This window comes from Plantibacter sp. Leaf1, assembly GCF_001421315.1.
GTDB lineage: Bacteria > Actinomycetota > Actinomycetes > Actinomycetales > Microbacteriaceae > Plantibacter.
In genome coordinates this window covers 188,746-208,343 of the sequence record NZ_LMJX01000002.1, presented here as the reverse complement: position 1 = coordinate 208,343, position 19,598 = coordinate 188,746, and the positions used below count along the sequence as shown (strand labels likewise).

Genomic DNA, 19,598 nt, shown 5'->3' with positions numbered 1-19,598 from the left:
ATGGGGGAGAGCCCCGACATCGTCTTCGACCGGTTCGTCTCCTGGGCCGAAGCCGGCGGTCTCAGCCTCTACCCGGCCCAGGAGGAGGCGCTCATCGGCATCGTCGACGGCGCCAACGTCATCCTGTCCACGCCCACGGGCACCGGGAAGAGCCTCGTCGCCGCAGGCGCGCACTTCGCCGCGTTGAGTTCCGGCCGACGCAGTTACTACACGGCCCCCATCAAGGCACTCGTCAGCGAGAAGTTCTTCGCCCTCGTCGAGATGTTCGGCGCGGAGAACGTCGGGATGGTCACCGGCGACTCCTCGGTGAACGCCGACGCGCCGATCGTCTGCTGCACCGCGGAGATCGTGGCCAACCTGGCGTTGCGACACGGCACCGATGCGGGCATCGACCAGGTCGTGATGGACGAGTTCCACTTCTACGCCGACCCGGATCGGGGTTGGGCCTGGCAGGTCCCGCTGCTCACGTTGCCGGACACCCAGTTCATCCTGATGTCCGCGACGCTCGGAGACGTCGGCGAACTCGCGGCCGACCTCGAGCGCCGCACCGGCCGCGAGACCGCCGTCGTGACGGGCGTCGAACGCCCCGTGCCGTTGCACTTCTCCTACGCGACGACGCCGATCCACGAAACGGTGGAGGATCTCCTCCACACCGGCCAGGCGCCCGTCTACATCGTGCACTTCGCCCAGGCGGCCGCGCTCGAGCGGGCGCAGGCGTTGACGAGCCTCAAGGTCGTCACGCGGGAGCAGCGCGACGAGATCGCCGCGGCCATCGGTGACTTCCGGTTCAGCACCGCGTTCGGCACGACCCTGTCCCGACTCGTCCGCAGCGGTATCGGCGTGCACCACGCCGGCATGCTACCGAAGTACCGACGCCTCGTCGAGCAACTGGCGCAACGGGGCCTCCTCCGGGTCATCTGCGGGACCGACACCCTCGGGGTCGGGATCAACGTCCCGATCCGTACCGTCCTGTTCACCGCGCTCACGAAGTACGACGGCACGAAGATGCGGCAGGTGAACGCGAGGGAGTTCCACCAGATCGCCGGGCGAGCGGGTCGAGCGGGGTACGACACCGCGGGCACCGTGGTGGTGCAGGCACCCGAGCACGAGACCGAGAACCTCAAACTGATCGAGAAGGCCGGCGACGACCCGAAGAAGCGCCGCAAGATCATCCGCAAGAAGGCACCCGAAGGCTTCGTGTCATGGGGAGAGCCCAGTTTCCAACGGCTGGTCTCGGCCGAACCGGAGACGCTGACGAGCCACATGCAGCTCACCCACGCGATGATGCTCAGTGTCATCGCGCGTGGCGGCGACAGCTTCGGCACCATCCGTTCGCTCGTGTTCGACAACCACGAACCGCGCGCCAGACGCTTCGCCCTCGCCAGACGCGCGCTCGAGATCTATCGCACGCTGCGCACCGCCGGCGTGATCACCCAGACCACCGATCCCGACACGGGTGAGGTCGTCATCGGTCTCACGGTCGAGTTGCAGCCCAACTTCGCCCTCAACGCCCCACTCTCACCCTTCGCCCTCGCGGCGTTCGAGCTCCTCGACCCGGCGGAACCCGGCTTCGCACTCGACGTCATCTCGGTGGTGGAGTCGACCCTCGACGACCCCCGTCAGATCGTGATGGCCCAGCAGCACCTCGCCAGGGGCGAGGCCGTGCAGGCGATGAAGGCCGAGGGGATCGAGTACGACCAGCGCATGGAGCTCCTCGAACAGGTCACCCACCCGAAGCCACTCGCAGAGCTCCTCGAGGCGGCGTTCACCAGCTACACCGCCGCCCAGCCCTGGGCACTCGACCTCGAGCTCCGCCCGAAGGCGGTCGTCCGCGACTTCATCGAGCGGGCGCTGAACTTCAGCGAGTTCGTGTCGTTCTACAGCCTGTCGAGGTCTGAGGGGCTCGTCCTGCGCTATCTGTCGGACGCCTTCCGGGCGATCCGCCAGAGTGTCCCGGACGAATTCAAGGACGAGGAACTCCAGGACCTCATCGAGTGGCTCGGCGAACTCGTCCGCCAGGTCGACTCGAGCTTGCTCGACGAGTGGGAGGAACTCTCCCACCCGGATCCGGAACGGCATGCCGAGGCCGTCCACGCACTCCCGCCGACACCGCGCAGCGTGCTCGCGAACCGGCGTGCGTTCACGGTCCTGGTCCGGAACGAACTCTTCCGCCGGGTCCAGCTCGCCTCCCTGGAGCAATACGACGCGCTCGGCGAGCTCGACGCCTCTGCGGGATTCGACGCCGACGCCTGGGCCGATGCCATGGACCCCTACTTCGAGGAGCACGGCGAGTTGCCGACGGGAGCCGCGGCGCGGAGCCCTGCCCTCCTCGTGATCGACGACGAGGACGAACGCCCCGTCGGCGATGCCGGGGGAGTCTGGCGCGTGCGCCAGGTGTTCGCCGACCCGGCCGGTGACCACGACTGGGGGATCGCTGCCGTCATCGACCTCGACGCCTCCGACGAGACCGGCACGGCCGTGGTCCGCGTGACCGCCGTCGGGATGCTCTGAGCCGTCGTCCGAGGGCAGCACCTCCAGCGGCGCGCGTCGACCCGTCGTCGACGACGCGGCGGAGTCAGCGCGCGGCGCTGAGGGAGACCGGACGCTCGTCGTTCGACGCCGTCCGCACCGGGATCCGCTGCTGCAGGACGACCCAGGTCATCGCGGCGACGAGGAGTCCGGCGAGCACCATGTGCAGCCCGACCAGCACCTCGGGGAGTCCGAGGCGCGCCTGGGTGAGTCCCACGACGATCTGCGCGACTTCGACCGCGAGGAGTGTGGTGACCGCGGTGCGGACGCCGCGCGACCCTCGGCGTGCGCCGAGCACGATCGCCCCGATGAGGAGGACGACGGTGCCCGCGAGCGTCGCGTAGGCGGGCCAGCTGTGGAGGTGCTGCAGGAACTCCGGGTCGAAGCCGTTCCGCGGAGCGGGCACCTCCTTGGAGTTGTCGCCGGCGTGGGGTCCCGAGCCCGTGGTCAGGATGCCGAAGACGACCGTCACAGCCACGAACAGGCTCGTGAGGTGGACGACGCCGAGGTACCAACCGGGCATGACCTTCACCGCGCCACGGGGCCCGCGGTAGACCCGGTGGACGAGCATCGTCGCGAGGGCGACCAGGACGATCGAGATGACGAAGTGCAGCCCCACCACGTACGGGTTCAGGCCGGTGAGCACGGTGATACCGCCGAGGACGGCCTGTGCCGGGATGGACAGCCCCTGGAGCAGGGTCAGTCGGAAGAGGTCCGGCCGCTGCCGACGCATGCGGATGACCGCGAGGAACGCGGCGATCACGATGATCGCCAGGACGAACGTCAGCAGACGGTTGCCGAACTCGATGATCCCGTGGATCCCCATCTCCGGCGTGTTCACGAACGAGTCGTCCGTGCAGCGAGGCCAGGTGGGGCAACCGAGACCGGAAGCGGTCAAGCGGACGGCTCCACCGGTGCCGATGAGGACGAGCTGGAACGCGAACGAGAACCAGGCGACGACCCGCACCCGCTTGTCGATCGTCGTCGGCAACCACTGCCAGAACCGCGTGGCGCGCACCCGCTCGGGGAGGCTGCGCGGCGGCGTCGCGCGACTGGCGGTCTTGGAGTGGTCTGACACGGGTCGGTCCTTCGGTTCGCGGTGGCCACGGCGACGGTATGCACCGTCCTCACCCACAACCCACAGGAAGCTGTAGGATTATGAGGTTCACGGTGCGCGCGAGAAGCGCCATGGTTCAAGAACATTGTAGGTTCGCGAAGAAGCCGCCCGCACATCCCCTCCCCAACCCGCTCCGATCAGGCGCGTCCCACGGGAGGGAATGACGACCTCCATCCGGTGGTTGTCTCCAGGGAGGAAAGAGGGACACATGTCAGACATCCTGATCGATCGCCCAGAGCTCGCCGGACTCGGCCAATACGAGTTCGGATGGCACGACGGCGACGTCGCCGGCGCCTCAGCGCGCCGCGGTATCTCCACCGAGGTCGTGGCCGACATCTCCGCGCTGAAGAGCGAACCGGACTGGATGCTGCAGCGGCGCCTCAAGGCCCTGCAGCTGTTCGAGCGCAAGCCCATGCCGACGTGGGGCGCCGACCTCTCCGAGATCGACTTCGAGAACATCAAGTACTTCGTCCGCTCGACCGAGAAGCAGGCCCAGACCTGGGAAGACCTGCCGGACGACATCAAGAACACCTACGAGAAGCTCGGCATCCCCGAGGCCGAGCGCCAGCGCCTCGTCTCCGGCGTCGCCGCGCAGTACGAGTCCGAGGTGGTCTACCACCAGATCAACGAGGAACTCGAGGCGCAGGGTGTCATCTTCATGGACACCGACACCGCGTTGCGCGAGCACCCCGAGTTCTTCGAGGAGTACTTCGGCACGGTCATCCCGTCCGGCGACAACAAGTTCGCGGCGCTGAACACGGCCGTGTGGTCCGGTGGCTCCTTCGTCTACGTGCCGCCCGGCGTGCACGTGGAGATCCCGCTGCAGGCCTACTTCCGGATCAACACCGAGAACATGGGCCAGTTCGAGCGGACGCTGATCATCGCCGACGAGGGCAGCTACGTGCATTACATCGAGGGCTGCACCGCGCCGATCTACAAGTCGGACTCGCTGCACTCCGCGGTCGTCGAGATCATCGTCAAGAAGAACGCGCGTGTGCGGTACACGACCATCCAGAACTGGTCGAACAACGTCTACAACCTGGTCACGAAGCGTGCCACGGCCGCTGAGGGCGCGACCATGGAGTGGATCGACGGCAACATCGGATCCAAGGTCACGATGAAGTACCCGTCCATCTACCTCATGGGCGAGCACGCCAAGGGCGAGACCCTGTCCGTCGCGTTCGCCGGCCCCGGCCAGCACCAGGACGCCGGCGCCAAGATGATCCACATGGCTCCGTACACGCAGTCGTCGATCGTGTCGAAGTCGATCGCCCGTGGTGGCGGCCGTGCCGGCTACCGCGGTGAGGTCCGGGTCGACGCCAACGCCCACCACTCGGCCAACACCGTGCGGTGCGACGCGCTCCTCGTCGACACCATCTCCCGGAGCGACACCTACCCGGCGATCGACATCCGCGTGGACGACGTCCAGCTCGGACACGAGGCGACGGTGTCGAAGGTCAGCGAAGAGCAGCTCTTCTACCTGATGAGCCGCGGCATGCCGGAGGACGAGGCCATGGCCATGATCGTCCGCGGCTTCATCGAGCCGATCGCCCGCGAGCTGCCCATGGAGTACGCACTCGAACTCAACAAGCTCATCGAGATGGGCATGGAAGGATCCGTCGGTTAATGACGACTGCAGCACCGACTCAGACCGAAGGACAGCACGGCATCACGGCACACAGCGACGGCGCAGGACGCGTCATCCCGGTGCAGACCCGATCGGAGCGCTTCAGCTCCTATGATGTGGCCGACTTCCCAGCGGTGACGGGACGCGAGGCGGTCTGGAAGCTCAGCCCGGTCGCGAAGTTCACCGACCTCACCGCGGGGGAGCTCGACGGCTCGCCCACCCCGGTCCAGCACGACGACGTCGACGGCTTCGGCATCGAGTGGATCGGTCGTGACGACGCGCGCGTCGGATCGGCTGGTGTTCCGGAGGAGCGCGCATCGGCGAACGCGTGGTCGAGTTTCGAGCAGGCGCTCGCGATCTCGGTCACCGGTGAGGAGCCCAAGACCCTCCGCATCGAGCGCAGCGCGCTCGGCGGTGGCCCTCGCGCCGCGCACACGGTCATCACGGCCGCACCGTTCAGCCGCGGCCTGATCATCATCGAGAACTCCGGCGACGCACGCCTCACGGAGAACGTCGAGATCGTCGTCGGCGAGCAGGCGGACGTGACCGTCGTGTCGGTGCAGTGGTGGGACGACGAGGCCGTGCACCTCGCGAGCCACTTCGCCTCCATCGGCCGCGACGCACACCTCAAGCACGTCGTCGTGTCCCTCGGTGGCAAGGTCGTCCGAGTGAACCCCACGCTGCACCTCTCCGGTCAGGGCTCCGATCTCGACTCACTGGGCGTCTACTTCTCGGATGCGGGCCAGCACCTCGAGCAGCAGGTGTACATGCACCACGACGCTCCGAACACCCGGGGCCGCGTGACCTACAAGGGCGCCTTGCAGGGTGAGGGCGCCCGGTCCGTCTGGATCGGCGACGTCCTCATCAGCAACCGTGCCGTCGCCACGGACAGCTACGAGCAGAACCGCAACCTGGTCCTCTCGGACGGCACTCGTGCCGACTCCGTTCCGAACCTCGAGATCGAGACCGGCGACATCGCCGGAGCCGGCCACGCGAGCGCGACCGGACGCTTCGACGACGAGCAGCTCTTCTACCTGCAGGCGCGAGGCATCCCGGAGGACGAAGCACGGCGACTCGTCGTCCGTGGATTCCTCGTCGAGATCATCCAGCAGATCGGCGACGCCGAGCTGCAGGAGCGCCTCTCGGCGGCCATCGAAGCAGAGCTGTTGGGCGCCGACGGACAGGACGACGGCGGAGCGCAGCACTGATGGCGACGAAGGTGTGCTCGTTCGACGAGCTCGCCGTGAACCAGGCCAAGCGGGTCGTGGTGGACGGCGTGCCGATCGCCCTCGTCCGGGACGCGTCTGACGACGTGTTCGCCATCGGGGACGTCTGCACCCACGGCGACATCTCGCTGTCCGAAGGCTTCGTCGAAGACGGCAACCTCGAGTGCTGGGCTCACGGTTCGCAGTTCTCGCTCACCACGGGCAAGCCGTTGACCCTGCCGGCCTACGAGCCGGTCCCCGTCTACACCGTCGAGCTCATCGACGGCGACATCTACATCGACCCGACCGCAACGAAAGAGATCTAGCACCATGTCAGTCCTCGAAATCCGCGACCTGCACGTCAGTGTCGAAACCGAACAGGGCACGAAGCCGATCCTGCGTGGCGTCGACCTCACCATCCGCAAGGGCGAGACGCACGCCATCATGGGCCCGAACGGCTCGGGCAAGTCGACGCTCGCGTACACGATCGCCGGTCACCCGAAGTACACCGTCGACAGCGGCTCGATCACCCTCGACGGTGAGGACGTCCTCGCGATGAGCGTCGACGAGCGTGCGCGCGCCGGACTCTTCCTTGCCATGCAGTACCCGGTCGAGATCCCGGGTGTCACGGTCACCAACTTCCTCCGCACCGCGAAGACCGCGGTCGACGGCGAGGCACCGGCCATCCGTGGCTGGATCAAGGACGTCCGCGAGTCGATGAGCAACCTGCGCATGGAACCGGCCTTCGCCGAGCGGAACGTGAACGAGGGCTTCTCGGGCGGAGAGAAGAAGCGCCACGAGATCCTGCAGCTCGAGCTGCTCAAGCCGCAGTTCGCCGTCCTCGACGAGACCGACTCCGGTCTCGACGTCGACGCGCTCAAGATCGTCTCCGAGGGCGTCAACCGCGCCAAGGAGAACACCGGTCTCGGCGTCTTGCTCATCACGCACTACACGCGCATCCTCCGCTACATCAAGCCGGACTTCGTGCACGTCTTCGTCGCCGGCAAGATCGCCGAACAGGGCGGTCCCGAGCTCGCCGACCGACTCGAAAACGAAGGGTACGACCGCTTCCTCGTCGACGCCGTCGTGGCCCCGGAAGGCGCCTGAGCCCGCGAAGGCGGTCTAAGATAACGACATGGTAACAACGCTCAGTCCGCAACGATTCGACGAGGTCGAAGAAGCACTCAAGGACGTCATGGACCCCGAGCTCGGGGTGAACGTGGTCGACCTCGGTCTCATCTACGATCTCGGTTGGGATGACGAGAACGACGCGCTCATCATCCACATGACCCTGACCTCCGCCGGCTGTCCGCTCACGGACGTGCTGGAGGAACAGACCGGTCAGGCACTCGACGGGATCGTCGACGCGTTCCGCATCAACTGGGTCTGGATGCCGCCGTGGGGTCCCGAGCGGATCACGGACGACGGCCGCGACATGATGCGAGCCCTCGGCTTCTCGATCTGATCGATCCTCCACGACGACGGACGGCTGTGTTCCAGCCGTCCGTCGTCGTCGTTCACGGCGGTTGTGCCCGACGCGCCGACCGCGGATAGGGTCGAGCCATGACCGAGACCGTTTCCGCCGACTCCCTCGACCTGCTCCGCACCCGGACGAGCGAGAAGTGGTCCGAGTACCCGGACGACGTCCTGCCGATGTTCGTCGCGGAGATGGACGTCCCGCTCGCGCCCGTGATCCGCGCCGCACTCCACGCTGCGATCGATCGCGGGGACGCCGGATACGTGGCGAGCCGCACGCGACTTCCCGAGGCGTTCGCCGGCTTCGCGTCACGACGCTGGGGGTGGGAGGTGGACCCCGGATCCGTCTTCACCACCGCCGACGTCAGCATGGGCATCGTGGAGATCCTCCGTCGCGTCATCACCCCTGGGGACCGGGTCGTCGTCACGTCCCCGGTGTACCCGCCCTTCTTCGACCTCGTCGCCGAGGCCGGTGGGGTCGTCGCCGACGTACCGTTGCGCGGTTCGAGTCGTCCGGGGGACCCGGCCGGTGGGCTCCGCCTCGATCTCGGCGCGCTGGAGACCGCGTTCCGCGACGGCGCGAAGGCCTTCCTGCTCTGCAACCCGCACAACCCGATCGGGCGGACGCACACGGTCGAGGAACTCCGCTCCGTCGCCTCACTCGCAGCCCGCTACGGGGTCGTGGTGGTGAGCGATGAGATCCATGCCCCACTCACGCAGCCCGGCGAGCGGTTCGTCCCCTACCTCAGCGTCTCCGAGGAGGCCGCAGCGCACGGATACGCCGTCCTGTCGGCCAGCAAGGCCTGGAATCTGGCAGGCCTGAAGTGCGCGGTCATGGTGACGGCTGGTGCCGGTCCGCGGAGCGTGATCGCTGGTATGCCGGTCGAGGTCTTCTGGCGCACCGGTCAGTTCGGCGTGCTGGCCTCGATCGCGGCGTTCGAATCCGGGGAACCGTGGCTCGACGGCCTTCTGGGTCTCATCGATGGGAATCGACGCCTGCTGGGTGACCTCCTGAGCGCCGAGCTCCCGGAGATCGGTTACCGCATGCCCGCCGCCGGCTATCTGGCCTGGCTCGACTGCTCCACCCTCGGTTGGTCGGAACCGCCCGCCCGTCACATCCTGCGGGTGGCGAAGGTCGCTCTGCAGGAGGGAGCGCCGTTCGGTCCGTCCGGCGCCGGCCACGCGCGGTTGAACCTCGCCTGTTCGCCGGAGCTGTTGACCGAGGCCATCCGACGGATCTCGGCGCTGCGCTGAGTCCGAACGGGCGCCCTCGGACGCACGCGAGACGGCCGCGGTGCCGAGCATCGATTTCACGATTTATACTGGGAAGTTGACCCCCACCCCCGCGTTATCGAAACGCACCTGAAGAAATGGACCATGCCTGTGCTGAGTGTGCACGACCTCGAGATCCGCGTGGGGGCACGCGTGCTCATGGAGCACGTGAACTTCCGCGTGTCCGCCGGCGACAAGATCGGCCTCGTCGGCCGCAACGGCGCCGGGAAGACCACCCTGACCAAGACCCTGGCCGGCGAGACCCTGCCGACCAACGGCAAGATCGATCGTGGCGGGGAGATCGGCTACCTCCCGCAGGATCCGCGTTCCGGCAACCCCGAGGACCTCGCCCGCACCCGCATCCTCGACGCCCGCGGCCTCGGCCAGCTCGCGCTCGGCATGCACGAGTCGAGCATGGCCATGGCGAGCGACGACCCGAAGGTCGCCGAAGCCGCCATGAAGAAGTACGGCAACCTCACGGACCGGTTCAACGCCCTCGGGGGATACGCCGCCGAGGCCGAAGCCGCGTCGATCGCGTCGAACCTGAATCTGCCCGACCGCATCCTCGACCAGCAGCTGAAGACGCTCTCCGGAGGACAGCGCCGCCGCATCGAACTCGCGCGCATCCTCTTCTCCGACGCCGAGACGCTCATCCTCGACGAGCCGACCAACCACTTGGACGCCGACTCGGTCGTGTGGCTGCGGGAGTTCCTCAAGCAGTACAAGGGCGGGTTCATCGTGATCTCGCACGACATCGAGCTCGTGGGGGAGACGGTCAACCGGGTCTTCTACCTCGATGCGAACCGCACTGTCATCGACATCTACAACATGAACTGGAAGAACTACCAGCGGCAGCGCGAGGCCGACGAGGAGCGCCGGAAGAAGGAGCGCACCAACGTCGAGAAGAAGGCGACCGCGCTCCAGCTCCAGGCGGCCAAGTTCGGCGCGAAGGCCAGCAAGGCGGCCGCGGCGCACCAGATGGTCGCACGCGCTGAGCGGATGCTCTCCGGCCTCGAGGAGGTCCGCGCCCAGGATCGCGTCGCGAAGCTGCGGTTCCCAACCCCGGCCCCCTGCGGCCGCACGCCGCTCATGGCGAGCAACCTGTCGAAGAGCTACGGATCACTCGAGATCTTCACGGCGGTCGACCTCGCGATCGACCGCGGGTCGAAAGTCGTCATCCTCGGGTTCAACGGTGCGGGCAAGACCACGCTGCTGCGGATCCTGGCCGGTGTGGACCAGCCCGACACCGGCCAGCTCGAGCCCGGTCACGGGCTACGGATCGGCTACTACGCCCAGGAACACGAGACGATCGACGTCAAGCGCAGCGTCCTGGAGAACATGGTCTCCTCCTCGCCGAACATCACTGAGATGGAAGCGCGCAAGGTGCTCGGTTCGTTCCTGTTCACCGGCGACGACTCCAACAAGCTCGCGGGGGTGCTCTCCGGTGGCGAGAAGACGCGACTCGCCCTCGCGATGATCGTCGTCTCGGGAGCGAACATGCTCCTGCTCGACGAACCGACCAACAACCTCGACCCGGCCAGCCGGCTGGAGATCCTCGACGCGCTCGCCCACTACGAGGGCGCGGTCGTACTCGTCAGCCACGACGAGGGAGCGGTCGAGGCATTGAACCCGGAACGGGTCCTCATCCTGCCCGACGGCGTCGAGGACCACTGGAACAAGGACTACCAGGACCTCGTCAGTCTGGCCTGACGCGCTGGGCCCGTGTGCATCACGGGCCCGGCTCGGCCGCCCGGTGAATCCGGTGGGCGGCGTGGGTCAGCGACGCGACTCGAGGATCTCGTCCTCGATGTCGGCGTCGGACCTCGCCTTGTTGGCGAGGCGTTCGGCGCGCGCGGCCGCCCGCCGCTGCTCCTTCGGGTCGTCCGAGTTCAGGATGCGGTACTCCTGGCGGATCGCGTAGGCGAGGAAGATGAAGCCCATCAGCGCGAACACGACCCACTGCAGCGCGTAGGACAGGTGCATGCCCTCGTTCGGCTCGGGTTTGATCGGGCCGAGGGGCGCCGCCTCCGCGGGCGCCGGGCGCTCCGAGAGCAGCATCCCGTACGCGCCCGTGTAGACCGTCTCACCGCGGAGTTCGGCGATCTGGGGGAGGTTGATCGTCGCCACCTGGCCGTCGGCGGCACCGCGGCCCGGGAGGGTCGGCTCGCCCGGCCGGATCCGGACGACGACCGAGACCTCGCCGGACGGGGGAGCGGGAATCGACTCCGGTGCGTCGAGCGTGTCGCCCGCCGGGACCCAGCCGCGATCGACGATGAAGACGTCGCCGTTGGCCAGTCGGAGCGGCGTGAGGACGTCAAAGCCCGCCTGGTTGTTCCGGGGACGGTTGCGGACGAGCAGCTGCTCGTCCGTCAGGTAGGTTCCGCTCATCGACACCGGGTGCCATTCGTCGGCGACGCTGAAGGAGTCGAGCGATGGGAGTGCCTCGTCGAGCGGGATCGGGGTCGCGTCCCAGTTGGTGGCGATGCGCTGGACCTCTTCCTCCTTCTCGCTCGCGCGTGCGAGCTGCCAGTTGGAGAGGAGCACGCAGACGACGGCGAAGACGATGGCGACGCCCAGGTATCCGAGCCAGCGCCGGCTGAAGGCGAAGCGCCATCCGGCGCTCATGATCCCACCACCGGGGCGAGGCGCACCCGCTCGAGCGGGAAGGAGCGGGCCTCGAGGAAGGCTTCCAGGAAGTCGACGTGCTCCTCGCAGGCGGTCCAGGTCTTCACGCGGTCTCCGGTGTGGATCTTCGGATTCTGCCAGTCGATCCGCCAGTCCGCCACTGCACGGCACCCGGCGCGAGAACAGATCACCCCGTCGGGCTCGGCTCCGAACCCGATCATGCCTGGTCGGCCGGGCGGGGAGGGACGGAGTCGTCGACGATGTTCGGCCGCTGGGACACCACGACACCACTGGGGCGTTCGATCTCGCCCTGCGACGGCAGCGAACCGGCGTTCGCGATGATCACGGCGATGTACGGGAGGAAGATGGCGCCGGCCGCGACCACGAACATCCAACCGCCCTGCACGAATGGGAGCGCGGCGAGGCAAAGCAACCGGACACCCATGGTGATCGAGTACTTGATGAGCCGCTGCCGGCGTTCCTGATCGGGCGCCGGTGGGAGTGAGGTGATGCTCTGCTGCTTCATGCCAGTCTCAGCCTACGCTCTCGACGGGCGCTCGATGCCCTGAAGTGACCGGGAGGAACCGGAGACCACCATATGCTGGTACGGGTCCGCGGCCGGAGCGTCACGGACCTCGACGGCCGCCGCTCGAATCGGTCCGTCCCGCCGCAGGAGAGGAATCGACCATGACCGCACCACGCACCGTCCTCGTCACCGGAGGCAACCGGGGGATCGGCTTCGCCATCGCCGAGGAGTTCGTCGCGCAGGGTCACCGGGTGGCCGTGACCGCGCGGTCGGGCGAGGGACCGGCCGGCACGCTGACGGTCCGCGCGGACGTCACGGACGCCGCCTCGGTGGACGCGGCCTTCACCGAGATCGAAGCCCAGCTCGGTCCCGTCGAGGTGCTCGTGGCCAATGCGGGCATCACGAAGGACACCCTGCTCATGCGGATGACCGAGGACGACTTCGACCGGGTCGTCGACACGAACCTGGGTGGTTCCTTCCGGGTCGTCAAGCGAGCGTCGAAAGGCATGCTCAAGGCGAGGTTCGGGCGCATCGTGCTCATCTCGAGTGTCGTCGGCCTCTACGGCTCCGCCGGCCAGGTCAATTACGCCGCCTCGAAGAGCGGCCTCGTCGGCATGGCGCGTTCCATCACCCGTGAACTCGGTGCACGCGGGATCACGGCGAACGTCATCGCGCCCGGCTTCATCGAGACGGACATGACCGCCGAGCTGCCGGCCGAGACGCAGGCCGAGTACAAGAAGAGCATCCCCGCCGCCCGGTTCGCGAGCGCGAACGAGGTCGCGAAGGTCGTCACCTGGATCGCCGGCGATGACGCCGGGTACATCTCCGGGGCGGTCATCCCGGTCGACGGCGGCCTCGGCATGGGGCACTGACCCGAGGTCGAACACCCGGGGTCGACTCAGCGGCGCTGAGGCCCGCTCTCGAGGCCGAGGAGCGGCAGGACGTCGCCGAGGTCGACCCTGCCTGCGACGACGTCCGCGTGCCGACGCACGATCGGCTTCGCGTTGAAGGCGACCGAGAGGCCCGCGACCTCCATCATGGCGAGATCGTTTGCGCCGTCGCCGACCGCGATGGTCCGCACCAGCGGGACGTCATCGAGGGCGGCCCACTCCTGCAACGCATCCGCCTTGGCCGCTGCGTCGATGATCGGCCCACTGAGCCCGCCGGTCAGTCGACCGTCGGCCGTCTCGAGCCGGTTCGCCCGCACATGGTCGAGGCCGAGGGTCGCTGCGAGCGGATCGAGGAGTTCATGGAATCCGCCGGAGACCACACCGATCGTCGATCCGTGCGCGTGCAGCCCGTCGATGAGCCGCTCGAGCCCGCGGGTGATGCGGATCCGCCGGGCGATCACGGGGATGCGGTCAACCCGCAGGCCGGTGAGCGTCGCCACCCGCGCCCGGAGGCTGTCGGCGAAGTCGAGCTCGCCCCGCATCGCCCGCTCCGTGATCGCAGCGACCTCGGGAAGACTGCCGACCTCCTCGGCGAGGAGTTCGATCACCTCGTTCTCGATGAGCGTCGAGTCGGCGTCCAGGACCGCGAGGAACCGGACGCCTCGTCCGGCCTGTGGGGGGAGTGCTGCCTCGGGATCCGCCACTGCCGAACGATCGGTACTCATGGAACGACGCGTACTCCCTTGCCAACCACGGTGAGACCGGACTCGGTGACGGTGAATCCGCGAGCGCGGTCCCGGTCGTGGTCGACACCGACGCTCGCGCCGGAGGTGACCACCACATCCTTGTCCAGGATAGCCCGCTTGACGACGGCGTCCGGTTCAATGTGGACCTTGTCGAACACCACGGAGTCCGAGACGTGAGCGCCCGACTCCACGAGTGCCCAGGGCCCGAGGACACTGCGCTCGATGTGCGCTCCGGACAGCAGTGACCCGAGCGAGACGATCGAGTCGATGGTCTGGCCGAGGTTGCCCTTCGCATCCCGCACGAACTTGGCCGGCGGCGAGTTCAACTGCGAGCTGAAGATCGGCCAGTCACGGTTGTAGAGGTTGAAGATGGGGAGCGTCGAGATGAGGTCCTGGTGCGCCTCGTAGAAGGACTCGATCGTCCCCACGTCGCGCCAGTAGTAGCGGTCGCGGTCGGTGGAGCCCGGTACGTCGTTCCGCTGGAGGTCGTACACGCCGGCTTCACCGCGATCGACGAAGTACGGGACGATGTCGCCACCCATGTCGTGGTTCGAACTCGTCACCTCGCCGTCGTCGATGACCGCCTGCATGAGTGCGTCCGCGTCGAACACGTAGTTGCCCATGGAGGCGAGGACTTCACCGGGGGAGTCCGGCAGGCCGGGAGCGTCGAGGGGCTTCTCGAGGAAGCGCGCGATCGTCGTGGGGTCGTCCGCGTCCACGTCGATGACACCGAACTGGTCCGAGAGGGAGATCGGCTGACGGATCGCGGCGACGGTGGCCTTCTTACCGGACTGGATGTGCGCTTCGATCATCTGCGCGAAGTCCATGCGGTACACGTGGTCCGCGCCGACGACCACGACGATGTCGGGCTTCTCGTCGCGGATGAGGTTGAGGCTCTGCAGGATCGCGTCGGCGGAGCCGCTGAACCAACGCTTGCCGAGGCGCTGCTGCGCCGGCACGGATGCGACATAGGAGTCGAGCAGCCCGGAGAGACGCCACGTCTGCGAGACGTGGCGGTCGAGGCTGTGGGACTTGTACTGGGTGAGGACGACGATCTGGGTGAGTCCCGAGTTGATGAGGTTGGACAGCGCGAAGTCGATCAGACGGTACTGCCCGCCGAACGGTACGGCCGGTTTCGCGCGGTCCGCGGTCAGCGGCATCAACCGCTTCCCTTCCCCACCAGCGAGGACGATTCCGAAAATCTTCTTTGAGGCGGCCATGGCTTCAGAATAGATGCCGGAGGTGACCTGTACTAGCGTCTAGACATGCGAGTTGATCTTGTGACAAAGGAGTACCCGCCGGAGATCTACGGCGGAGCAGGTGTCCACGTCGCGGAGTTGGTGAAATCCCTCCGCAGCGACATCGACGTGACCGTCCGCTGCTTCGGCGCCCCGCGCGACGAGGCCGACACGGTCGCCTACGGCGTGCCGGCCGAACTCCAGGGCGCCAACGGATCGCTCACCACCCTTGGGACGGACCTCCTCATCGCCCAGGACGTCGCGGGGGCCGACCTCGTGCACTCGCACACCTGGTACGCGAACGGTGCCGGGCATCTCGCCTCCCTCCTGCACGGCATCCCGCACGTCGTCACCGCGCACAGCCTGGAACCGCTGCGGCCTTGGAAGGCCGAACAGCTCGGTGGCGGGTACCGCGTGTCGAGCTGGCTCGAGCAGTCCGCCTACGAAGGGGCCGCGGCCGTCGTCGCGGTCAGTGACGGCATGCGACGGGACATCCTGCGGTCCTACCCGAGCCTCGACCCGGCCAAGGTGCAGGTCATCTACAACGGCATCGACCTCACCGACTGGCAGCCTCGGGTCGACGATGACCTGCTGCAGTCCCTCGGCATCGACCCGTCGCGTCCGTCCGTCGTCTTCGTCGGCCGGATCACCCGGCAGAAGGGGCTGCCGTACCTGCTTCGAGCGGCCCGTCTGCTGCCGCCCGACGTCCAGCTCATCCTGTGCGCCGGCGCTCCCGACACCCCCGAGATCCTCGCCGAGGTCAAGGGACTCGTCGAGGAGCTGCAGCAGGAGCGCACCGGGGTCGTCTGGATCGAACGACTGCTCCCGCGCCACGAGCTCTGCACCGTGCTCACCGCCGCGACCACCTTCGTGTGCCCGTCGATCTACGAGCCGCTCGGCATCGTGAACCTCGAGGCCATGGCCTGTGGGGCCGCGGTCGTCGGGACCGGGACCGGCGGCATCCCGGAGGTCGTCCAGGACGGCGTCACGGGCCGGATCGTCCCCCTCGCGCAGGCGTCCGACGGCACCGGGACCCCGCTCGACCCCGAGCGCTTCGTCGCCGACCTCGCCGCCACCCTCACGGAGGTCGTCCAGGATCCGGCGCAGGCGAGGGCGTACGGGGCGGCAGGACGTCGCCGAGCGGAGTCCGATTTCAGCTGGTCGCGGATCGCCTCCCAGACGGCGGAGCTGTACCGCAGCCTCGTCTGAACCGCTTCCCGGGTACGCCCCGGAGGGCGACGTGCGGGGACCTGGTCCGGATAGGCTAGGACCATGCCGAGCGTGTTGCAGTTCTCCGATGTGTCCGTGGTCCGCAATCTCAACCCCATCCTCGACGGTGTCGACTGGACGGTGACGGGCGACCAGCGATGGATCGTCCTCGGCCCGAACGGCGCCGGGAAGACGACACTCCTGCAGCTGGCCGCGACGCTCATCCATCCCTCGAAGGGAACGGTGTCGGTCCTCGACGAGACCCTCGGTCGCGTCGACGTCTTCGAGTTGCGTCCCCGCATCGGGTTCGCCTCGTCGGCGCTCGCGAAGCGGGTGCCGCCGGAGGAGACCGTCCTCGACGTGGTCCTGACGGCCGCCTACTCCGTCACGGGACGCTGGGTCGAGCAATACGAGGACATCGACGTGAAGCGTGCGTCCCGGGTGCTCGCCGAATGGAAGCTCGACCACCTCGCCGACCGTCGCTTCGGCACGCTCAGCGACGGCGAACAGAAGCGTGTCCAGATCGCCCGCGCGATCATGACGGACCCCGAGCTGCTCCTCCTGGACGAGCCGGCGGCGAGTCTCGACCTCGGCACCCGCGAAGAACTCGTCGAACTCCTCGGCGGCTATGCGAGCGCGGACGACTCACCGGCGATCATCATGGTGACGCACCACGTCGAGGAGATCCCGGTCGGCTTCACGCACGTGCTGCTTGTCCGGGACGGCGGCGTCGTCGCGGCTGGACCGATCACCGAGATCCTGACGTCAGAGCACCTCAGTGAGACGTTCGACCTCCCGATCGAGCTGACTGAGGAGGACGGGCGCTTCCATGCCCGTTCCACCCGCGCCGGCCGGTCCGCCGTCGCACCGGTCTGACGACCCCACCTCGGCGCGTCGATCGCCCTCGGCGAGCAGACGCGCGCCGAGTCTGGTAAAGTTGACCTTTGGCTCGCGGAGCCAAGAGCTTTCTGCCTCGTGCCTGGAGTTCCGAGCGCGGGTACTACCCACACCATCCACTCAACAAGGACTGCTGATGAAATCTGACATCCACCCCACGTACGAAGCCGTCGTCTTCCGCGACCTCGCCTCCGGCGCGACGTTCCTCACGCGCTCGACGGTCTCGTCCGGCAAGACGATCGACCTCGACGGCGTCACCTACCCGGTGATCGACGTGGAGATCTCGTCCGAGTCGCACCCGTTCTACACGGGTAAGCAGCGCATCATGGACTCGGCCGGCCGTGTCGAGAAGTTCAACCAGCGCTTCAAGGGCTTCGGCAAGTAGTCCACTCCGCTGTACACGAAACGCCCCGATCCTCGGATCGGGGCGTTTCGTCGTCGACAGACCGGATCGTGGGGTTCAGATGCCGAGGGGGAGCTGATCCGCCGGCACGATGATGGGCGCCTCGGATGGTGCGACAACACGACCGGTGCGGATCGGCCACCCTCCGTCCGCGACGAACTCGGGATCGCGCACGCGGCGCATGTAGGACTGGAAGCTCTCGGCCTGCTCGAGCGACCAGGCCCGCTGAGCCTCGTGCAGCTCGTCCACGTTCGTCGGGAGGGCGTCGGCGTACCGGCGGCCGATGGCCTGCGCGACCCGCCCGGCCGCGACGGCGTCCACACCGGCGTCGTGCGCCCCTTCGAGCGGGACGCCGTGGAGCGCGGCGACGACCTCGAGCGTCCGCTTCCCGCGGCGGAACGTGTCGAGGCGACGGTCGAGGATCAACGGGTCGACGACCGGGGTCGGTTGGGTGATCGAGGGCACACCGTGGCGTTCCGCCTCGAAGTGCAGGAGCGAGAAATCGTACGGGGCGTTGTACGCGACCACCGGCAGGCGAGCGGCGAAGAGCTCGGTCAGGGTGGCGACGATCTCGCCGACGACGACCGACGACGGCCGGCCCTCAGCCCGCGCGCGTTCCGTGGTGACGCCGTGGATCTCGGCGGCACGAGCGGGGATCTCGACACCCGGATCGGCCATCCACGACCAGGACCGTTCGATCGAACCGTCAGCCGCGATGACGCCGACGAAGGCGGTCACGATGCGACTCGTCTCCACCTCGATCCCCGTCGTCTCGAGATCGAAGACCGCGAGGCGGTCCGTCCAGTGGGGATGCACATCGGCCGTGTTCACGCCTTCACCCTACGACGCACGTCCGACAGGGGACCGTGCCACGCCGAACCGGCTCGGTCCGCTCCATCCCGGAACGCGGAGCCTGACTCCGTACACTGAGGGGATGCCTGTCGAATCACCGTACGCCGACCAGCTCGACCGCATCCCCGTCCAGGAGCGCTCGCTCATCGTGGACGGTGCCGAGACCCGGTTCTGGGACTACGGCGACAGTGCGGCCTCGACGACGATCGTGATGGTGCACGGGTTCCGTGGCGACCACCACGGACTCGAACCGGTGGTCGCCCAACTCTCCGGGTTCCGCATCATCGCGCCCGACCTCCCGGGCTTCGGCAGCTCGGCGCCCTTCCTGGACGGCACGCACTCCGTCGAGGGCTACGCCGCCTGGCTGGGGCGGTTCCTCGAGGAATTGGACCTCTCCGGACGAGTCGTCCTCCTCGGGCACTCCTTCGGCTCGATCGTCTCGAGTGCCGCGGTCGCCGGCGGGCTCCGACCGGACGACCTCGTCCTCATCAATCCCATCGCCGCTCCGGCACTCCAAGGCCCCAGAGGCGTCCTGACGAGGCTCGCGGTGTTCTACTACTGGGCGTCCGCGAAGCTCCCGAAGCGCCTGGGATTCGCCTTCCTCCGCAACAAGGGCGTCGTCCGGATCATGAGCGTGGCGATGTCGAAGACCAAGGACCCGGTGCTCCGGCGGTGGATCCACGCCCAGCACGACCAGTACTTCAGCGCCTTCGCGGACCGCGAGGTCGTCCTCGAGTCGTTCACTGCCTCGGTGAGCCACGACGTCAGCGAATACGCCGACCGTGTCCCGAGCCGCACCCTGCTCATCGCCGCCGAGCGCGACGACATCACCCCCGTGGCGGCGCAGTTCGCGCTCGCGAAGCGCTTCGCTGACGCTCAGCTCCACGTGATCCCGGCCGTCGGCCACCTGATCCACTACGAGGAGCCCCACAACGCGGCCGAGCGGCTCACCGCGTTCCTGGCGGGGGAGCCGGAGCGACGCTGAC

The 19,598-nt window shown here is 67.8% G+C and carries 19 protein-coding genes; 13 read left to right on the top strand and 6 right to left on the bottom strand.

The window, feature by feature from the left end:
- Positions 1–2,511 carry an RNA helicase gene (locus ASE44_RS03250; RefSeq protein ID WP_056780809.1) on the top strand — a complete coding sequence of 837 codons (2,511 nt, stop codon included), beginning with the start codon at positions 1–3 and terminating at the stop codon, positions 2,509–2,511.
- Positions 2,512–2,575: 64 nt separating this feature from the next.
- Here ASE44_RS03250 and ASE44_RS03245 read toward each other — a convergent pair whose 3' ends face one another.
- Positions 2,576–3,607 (bottom strand): heme A synthase, encoded by a 1,032-nt coding sequence (locus tag ASE44_RS03245; RefSeq protein WP_369817170.1) that lies wholly within the window; start codon positions 3,605–3,607, stop codon positions 2,576–2,578.
- A gap of 247 nt (positions 3,608–3,854) precedes the next feature.
- On the opposite strand from ASE44_RS03245, the gene sufB reads away from it, so the two are divergent.
- The 7 genes from sufB (at position 3,855) to abc-f (ending at position 10,936) form a co-directional block, all read left to right on the top strand.
- Positions 3,855–5,273 (top strand): Fe-S cluster assembly protein SufB, encoded by a 1,419-nt coding sequence (gene sufB, locus ASE44_RS03240; protein ID WP_056005633.1) that lies wholly within the window; start codon positions 3,855–3,857, stop codon positions 5,271–5,273.
- Positions 5,273–6,481, top strand: coding sequence for a Fe-S cluster assembly protein SufD (gene sufD, locus ASE44_RS03235; protein WP_056777405.1), 1,209 nt, complete (start codon positions 5,273–5,275; stop codon positions 6,479–6,481). The genes sufB and sufD overlap by 1 nt, the downstream gene beginning before the upstream one ends.
- Positions 6,481–6,804, top strand: coding sequence for a non-heme iron oxygenase ferredoxin subunit (locus ASE44_RS03230; protein ID WP_056005628.1), 324 nt, complete (start codon positions 6,481–6,483; stop codon positions 6,802–6,804). The genes sufD and ASE44_RS03230 overlap by 1 nt, the downstream gene beginning before the upstream one ends.
- Positions 6,805–6,808: 4 nt before the next feature.
- A complete protein-coding gene (gene sufC / locus ASE44_RS03225) occupies positions 6,809–7,585 on the top strand; it encodes a Fe-S cluster assembly ATPase SufC (protein ID WP_056005625.1) in 777 nt (258 codons plus the stop codon).
- 28 nt (positions 7,586–7,613) lie between these two features.
- The gene (locus ASE44_RS03220; protein WP_056005622.1) at positions 7,614–7,943 is read left to right on the top strand and encodes a metal-sulfur cluster assembly factor; all 330 of its coding nucleotides are present in this window, start codon (positions 7,614–7,616) and stop codon (positions 7,941–7,943) included.
- Between the two features lie 98 nt (positions 7,944–8,041).
- Complete coding sequence (locus ASE44_RS03215) at positions 8,042–9,208, top strand: MalY/PatB family protein (protein WP_056777402.1); 1,167 nt, start codon at positions 8,042–8,044, stop codon at positions 9,206–9,208.
- A 129-nt stretch (positions 9,209–9,337) separates the two neighbouring features.
- On the top strand, positions 9,338–10,936 hold the full coding sequence (gene abc-f, locus ASE44_RS03210; protein ID WP_056005615.1) for a ribosomal protection-like ABC-F family protein: 1,599 nt from the start codon (positions 9,338–9,340) through the stop codon (positions 10,934–10,936).
- A gap of 66 nt (positions 10,937–11,002) precedes the next feature.
- Here the strand turns inward: abc-f and ASE44_RS03205 are convergent, their stop codons facing one another.
- Complete coding sequence (locus ASE44_RS03205) at positions 11,003–11,851, bottom strand: SURF1 family protein (RefSeq protein WP_056005612.1); 849 nt, start codon at positions 11,849–11,851, stop codon at positions 11,003–11,005.
- Positions 11,852–12,068: 217 nt separating this feature from the next.
- Positions 12,069–12,377: a DUF3099 domain-containing protein gene (locus ASE44_RS03195; RefSeq protein ID WP_056005606.1), complete on the bottom strand. Its 309-nt coding sequence runs from the start codon at positions 12,375–12,377 to the stop codon at positions 12,069–12,071.
- 161 nt (positions 12,378–12,538) lie between these two features.
- Between ASE44_RS03195 and fabG the strand changes: the two genes are divergently transcribed.
- Positions 12,539–13,249 (top strand): 3-oxoacyl-ACP reductase FabG, encoded by a 711-nt coding sequence (fabG, locus tag ASE44_RS03190; protein WP_056777399.1) that lies wholly within the window; start codon positions 12,539–12,541, stop codon positions 13,247–13,249.
- A 26-nt stretch (positions 13,250–13,275) separates the two neighbouring features.
- Here fabG and serB read toward each other — a convergent pair whose 3' ends face one another.
- Positions 13,276–13,992 carry a phosphoserine phosphatase SerB gene (gene serB, locus ASE44_RS03185; RefSeq protein WP_082455748.1) on the bottom strand — a complete coding sequence of 239 codons (717 nt, stop codon included), beginning with the start codon at positions 13,990–13,992 and terminating at the stop codon, positions 13,276–13,278.
- Positions 13,989–15,233 carry a glucose-1-phosphate adenylyltransferase gene (locus ASE44_RS03180; RefSeq protein WP_056005597.1) on the bottom strand — a complete coding sequence of 415 codons (1,245 nt, stop codon included), beginning with the start codon at positions 15,231–15,233 and terminating at the stop codon, positions 13,989–13,991. Before ASE44_RS03180 ends, serB begins: the two co-directional genes overlap by 4 nt.
- Positions 15,234–15,278: 45 nt before the next feature.
- On the opposite strand from ASE44_RS03180, the gene glgA reads away from it, so the two are divergent.
- The 3 genes from glgA (at position 15,279) to ASE44_RS03165 (ending at position 17,742) form a co-directional block, all read left to right on the top strand.
- Positions 15,279–16,460 (top strand): glycogen synthase, encoded by a 1,182-nt coding sequence (glgA, locus tag ASE44_RS03175; RefSeq protein ID WP_056777392.1) that lies wholly within the window; start codon positions 15,279–15,281, stop codon positions 16,458–16,460.
- A gap of 63 nt (positions 16,461–16,523) precedes the next feature.
- Complete coding sequence (locus ASE44_RS03170; RefSeq protein ID WP_056777389.1) at positions 16,524–17,336, top strand: ABC transporter ATP-binding protein; 813 nt, start codon at positions 16,524–16,526, stop codon at positions 17,334–17,336.
- Positions 17,337–17,493: 157 nt separating this feature from the next.
- Positions 17,494–17,742 (top strand): type B 50S ribosomal protein L31, encoded by a 249-nt coding sequence (locus ASE44_RS03165; RefSeq protein ID WP_056005588.1) that lies wholly within the window; start codon positions 17,494–17,496, stop codon positions 17,740–17,742.
- 75 nt (positions 17,743–17,817) lie between these two features.
- On the opposite strand, the gene ASE44_RS03160 is transcribed toward ASE44_RS03165, so the two are convergent.
- Positions 17,818–18,591 carry an exonuclease domain-containing protein gene (locus ASE44_RS03160; RefSeq protein ID WP_235522535.1) on the bottom strand — a complete coding sequence of 258 codons (774 nt, stop codon included), beginning with the start codon at positions 18,589–18,591 and terminating at the stop codon, positions 17,818–17,820.
- 103 nt (positions 18,592–18,694) lie between these two features.
- Here ASE44_RS03160 and ASE44_RS03155 point away from each other — a divergent pair, with 103 nt between their 5' ends.
- A complete protein-coding gene (locus tag ASE44_RS03155; RefSeq protein WP_056777387.1) occupies positions 18,695–19,597 on the top strand; it encodes an alpha/beta fold hydrolase in 903 nt (300 codons plus the stop codon).
- Position 19,598: the final 1 nt, after the last annotated feature.

Coding starts and splice junctions, on each gene's coding strand:
- ASE44_RS03250 (WP_056780809.1), top strand. CDS start 1: ATGGGGGAGAGCCCCGACATCGTCTTCGACCGGTTCGTCTCCTGGGCC.
- sufB (WP_056005633.1), top strand. CDS start 3,855: ATGTCAGACATCCTGATCGATCGCCCAGAGCTCGCCGGACTCGGCCAA.
- sufD (WP_056777405.1), top strand. CDS start 5,273: ATGACGACTGCAGCACCGACTCAGACCGAAGGACAGCACGGCATCACG.
- ASE44_RS03230 (WP_056005628.1), top strand. CDS start 6,481: ATGGCGACGAAGGTGTGCTCGTTCGACGAGCTCGCCGTGAACCAGGCC.
- sufC (WP_056005625.1), top strand. CDS start 6,809: ATGTCAGTCCTCGAAATCCGCGACCTGCACGTCAGTGTCGAAACCGAA.
- ASE44_RS03220 (WP_056005622.1), top strand. CDS start 7,614: ATGGTAACAACGCTCAGTCCGCAACGATTCGACGAGGTCGAAGAAGCA.
- ASE44_RS03215 (WP_056777402.1), top strand. CDS start 8,042: ATGACCGAGACCGTTTCCGCCGACTCCCTCGACCTGCTCCGCACCCGG.
- ASE44_RS03205 (WP_056005612.1), bottom strand. CDS start 11,851: ATGAGCGCCGGATGGCGCTTCGCCTTCAGCCGGCGCTGGCTCGGATAC.
- ASE44_RS03195 (WP_056005606.1), bottom strand. CDS start 12,377: ATGAAGCAGCAGAGCATCACCTCACTCCCACCGGCGCCCGATCAGGAA.
- fabG (WP_056777399.1), top strand. CDS start 12,539: ATGACCGCACCACGCACCGTCCTCGTCACCGGAGGCAACCGGGGGATC.
- serB (WP_082455748.1), bottom strand. CDS start 13,992: ATGAGTACCGATCGTTCGGCAGTGGCGGATCCCGAGGCAGCACTCCCC.
- ASE44_RS03180 (WP_056005597.1), bottom strand. CDS start 15,233: ATGGCCGCCTCAAAGAAGATTTTCGGAATCGTCCTCGCTGGTGGGGAA.
- glgA (WP_056777392.1), top strand. CDS start 15,279: ATGCGAGTTGATCTTGTGACAAAGGAGTACCCGCCGGAGATCTACGGC.
- ASE44_RS03170 (WP_056777389.1), top strand. CDS start 16,524: ATGCCGAGCGTGTTGCAGTTCTCCGATGTGTCCGTGGTCCGCAATCTC.
- ASE44_RS03165 (WP_056005588.1), top strand. CDS start 17,494: ATGAAATCTGACATCCACCCCACGTACGAAGCCGTCGTCTTCCGCGAC.
- ASE44_RS03155 (WP_056777387.1), top strand. CDS start 18,695: ATGCCTGTCGAATCACCGTACGCCGACCAGCTCGACCGCATCCCCGTC.